We start from the raw sequence: 3,692 nt of genomic DNA, 5'->3' as shown, positions 1-3,692 counted from the left end.
GCGACACAAGGCCGCTCCTACAGGGGGGGCGGCGTCTCGCATTCGAAAAATGTGACTCGAACACCCATACAGTTCCTCACAATGGCCGTCTCCCACAATTCGAGTCGGAACACTAGAATAGAGCCGACGTATCCATTCAGAACGCATTTATGCCCAACCCTGACGACCCTGAAGCGCTCGCGCAGTTGCCGCTGGATGAACTCGTGGCCTGCCACGAGTGCGACCTGCTGATGCGCAAGCCAACGCTGCAAAATGATGAGAAGGCTCAGTGCCCGCGTTGTGGCTACGAGCTCTATGCCCACCGGCACAACCTGGTCAACCGTAGTCTGGCGTTAGTGCTGACGGCCTTGCTGCTGTACGTGCCGGCCAATTTCCTGCCGATCATGCAGTTGCACCTGCTCGGACAGACGTCCGACGACACCGTCTGGAGTGGCGTGCTCGGCCTGTACAATTCGCAAATGCGCGGTATCGCCGTGGTGGTGTTCCTGTGCAGCATGGCCATTCCCTTGCTCAAGCTGCTCTGCCAGCTGGCGGTATTGCTGAGCATCCGCCTGGATATTGGCCGCAGCTACGGCTTGCTGATCTATCGTGTCTACCACCATCTGCGTGAGTGGGGCATGCTCGAGGTCTATTTCATGGGCGTGCTGGTCGCCATCGTCAAGCTGGTCGATCTGGCTGAACTCAGTCTTGGTCTCGGCCTGTTCTGCTTCATCAGCCTGTTGCTGGTTCAGGTATGGCTCGAAGTGGTCATGTCGCCACACCAGATCTGGGTGGCTTTGTCGGGGGAGGATGTCCATGCGGGCGATTGATGCAGGCATCCTGGTCTGCAATGAATGCCATGAGCTGAACCGGCAGGAGCCTGATACCGCCTCGCAGACCTGCACCCGCTGTGGTGCCGTCGTGCATGGCCGGCGTCCCAACAGTATCGTGCGCACCTGGGCGCTGCTGATCACGGCCATGGTCCTCTATATCCCGGCCAACGTGCTGCCGATCATGACCGTCAGTGCGCTGGGCCAGGGTAGCCCTGACACGATCATGTCCGGCGTCATCACGTTGCTCAAGCACGGCATGCTGCCGATCGCCGCGGTGGTGTTCATCGCCAGCATCCTGGTGCCGACCTTCAAGCTGGTGGGCATCGCCTTGTTGCTGTATTCGGTGCAGCGCCACCAGCCGCTCTCGGCGCGGCAGCGCATCCTGATGTACCGCTTCATCGAATTCATCGGCCGCTGGTCGATGCTGGACATCTTCGTCATCGCCATCCTCGTGGCCGTGGTGAATTTCGGCCGCATCGCCAGTGTCGAAGCCAACCTGGGCGCCGTCGCCTTCGCCAGCGTGGTGATCCTGACGATGCTCGCTGCTTTAACTTTCGATCCCCGACTGATCTGGGATAACACGGAGTCGGATGACGACCATGAGTGATTTGCCAACGGCTAAAACCCGGCCTGCTTCGAACTGGTCGGCCATCTGGATTCTCCCGCTGATCGCCCTGGCCATCGGTGGCTGGCTGGCTTGGCAGGCCTACCAGGACGCGGGTATCGCGATCCAGGTGCGTTTCGAGACCGGGGAGGGCATCGTCGCCAACAAGACCGAGGTCATCTTCAAAGGCATGTCGGTGGGCAAGGTCACTGCCCTGGTGCTGGATGACAAGGGGGACAACCGGGGTGTCGTCGCCACCATCGAGATGCGCAAGGAGGCGGGGCCACACCTGACCAAGGGCACGCGTTTCTGGCTGGTGAAGCCGAGCGTCAGCCTGGCGGGCATTTCGGGGTTGGAAACGCTGGTCTCGGGCAACTATATCGCTGTCGATCCGGGGGAAGGGGAGCCGACCAAGCGTTTCACCGCGCTCAAGGAAGCTCCGCCAATGTCCGATGCCGAGCCTGGCCTGCACCTCACGCTCAAGGCCGAGCGTCTGGGGTCGCTCAACCGAGATAGCCCAGTGTTCTACAAGCAGATCCAGGTTGGTCGGGTGAAGAGCTATCGCCTCTCCGAGGACCAGGGCACGGTCGAGATCAAGGTCTTCATCGCCCCCGCGTATGCCAGCCTGGTGCGCAAGCACACGCGGTTCTGGAATGCCAGCGGGGTCAGTATCGATGCCGACCTGTCGGGGGTGAAAGTGCGCACCGAGTCGCTGTCGAGCATCGTTGCCGGTGGGATTGCCTTCGCGACCCCGGAGAACCGCAAGGACAGCCCGCCCACCGACCCGAGCCTGCCGTTCCGCCTTTACGAAGACTTTGACGCGGCTCAGGCCGGTATCCGCGTGAAGGTCAAGCTCAGTGATTTCGAAGGCCTGCAGAAGGGGCGCACCCCGGTACTGTACAAAGGTATCCAGATCGGCTCGCTCAAGGACCTGAAGATCGAGGGCGATCTGTCCAGCGCCACGGCCGAGCTGACCTTGGACCCGCTGGCCGAAGACTATCTGGTCGAAGGCACCCAGTTCTGGGTGGTCAAGCCGTCGATCTCGCTCGCTGGCATCACCGGCCTCGAGGCTTTGGTGAAGGGTAACTACATCGCGGTTCGTCCGGGAGAGGTGGGGGCCAAGCCTCTGCGTGAGTTCGAGGCGCGTCCGAAGGCGCCGCCGCTGGACCTGAAGGCGCCGGGCCTGCACATGGTGCTGTTCGCTGACACCCTGGGTTCGCTGGAAGTCGGCAGCCCGGTGATGTACCGCCAGGTGCGCGTGGGTAGCGTGCAGAGTTACCAGTTCGCCCGTAACAGCAAGCGGATCCTGATCGGCGTGCATATCGAGAAGGAGTACGAAAAGCTGGTCAATGGCTCCACTCGCTTCTGGAACGCCAGTGGCATCACCCTGACCGGCGGGCTCTCGGGCATCCAGGTCAAGAGCGAGTCGCTGCAGACGCTGATGGCGGGCGGTATTGCCTTCGATACGCCAAAGCCGGATGTGCCGCTGAAGCGCCATATTCCACGTTTCCGCCTGCATGAAAGCCAGGATGCGGCGAACCGCGCCGGCGCCCTGGTCACCATTCGCGTGGAGCGCGCCGATGGTCTCAAGCCGGGTACCCCGATCCGCTTCCGTGGCCTGGATGTGGGCAGTGTCGAGAGCGTCGACCTGACCAGCGATCTGCAGGCCGTGCTGCTCCGCGCGCGGATTACCCAGGCGGCCGAGCGCATCGCCCGTGCCGGCACCCAGTTCTGGGTGGTCAAGCCGGCCCTGGGCCTGGTGCGCACCCAGAACCTCGACACACTGATCGGTGGTCAGTACCTGGAAGTATTGCCGGCGCTCAAGGACAAGGGGCCGCAGCGTGATTTCATCGCCCTGAGCGACGCGCCTGAAGTGAAAGGCGAGGAGGTCGGCCTGCCGTTGACCTTGAGCGCGGCGCGGCGTGGCTCGATCAAGCCGGGCGTGCCGGTTACCTACCGTGAGGTCACGGTGGGCAAGGTCACGGGGTTCGAGTTGGGCCAGACCGCCGACCGGGTATTGATCCACATTCTGATCGAGCCACGCTATGCCGGCCTGGTACGGGGCGGCAGCCGCTTCTGGAACAGTAGCGGGTTCGGTTTCGACTGGGGGCTGTTCAAGGGCGCCACGGTGCGCACCGAGTCGGTCGAGACCCTGATCGAAGGCGGGATCGCCTTTGCCACGCCGGACGGCGAGCAGATGGGCAATCCTGCTCGGCCACAACAGACCTTCGCCTTGTTCGACAAGGCCGAGGATGCCTGGCTGGAGTGGGCGCCGA

At 62.7% G+C, this 3,692-nt stretch carries 3 protein-coding genes; all 3 read left to right on the top strand.

Annotation, left to right across the window (positions count from 1 at the left end; translation table 11 throughout):
• The first annotated feature begins 149 nt into the window (after nucleotides 1–149).
• Nucleotides 150–809 (top strand): paraquat-inducible protein A, encoded by a 660-nt coding sequence (locus N5D48_RS25930; RefSeq protein ID WP_279888975.1) that lies wholly within the window; start codon nucleotides 150–152, stop codon nucleotides 807–809.
• Nucleotides 796–1,419 carry a paraquat-inducible protein A gene (locus tag N5D48_RS25925; protein ID WP_279888974.1) on the top strand — a complete coding sequence of 208 codons (624 nt, stop codon included), beginning with the start codon at nucleotides 796–798 and terminating at the stop codon, nucleotides 1,417–1,419. The genes N5D48_RS25930 and N5D48_RS25925 overlap by 14 nt, the downstream gene beginning before the upstream one ends.
• Nucleotides 1,412–3,692, top strand: a 2,281-nt coding sequence (locus N5D48_RS25920) for an MlaD family protein (protein ID WP_279888972.1), incomplete at its 3' end; no start/stop codon positions are given. The genes N5D48_RS25925 and N5D48_RS25920, both read left to right, overlap by 8 nt.

Source organism: Pseudomonas sp. GD03858, assembly GCF_029840925.1.
Taxonomy (GTDB): Bacteria; Pseudomonadota; Gammaproteobacteria; order Pseudomonadales; family Pseudomonadaceae; genus Aquipseudomonas.
Note: the sequence above shows the minus strand (reverse complement) of the source record. Positions and strands in the feature narration are given on the sequence as shown.

Excerpts from the sequence above, each read along its gene's own strand:
- N5D48_RS25930 (WP_279888975.1), top strand. The coding sequence starts at position 150 with ATGCCCAACCCTGACGACCCTGAAGCGCTCGCGCAGTTGCCGCTGGAT.
- N5D48_RS25925 (WP_279888974.1), top strand. The coding sequence starts at position 796 with ATGCGGGCGATTGATGCAGGCATCCTGGTCTGCAATGAATGCCATGAG.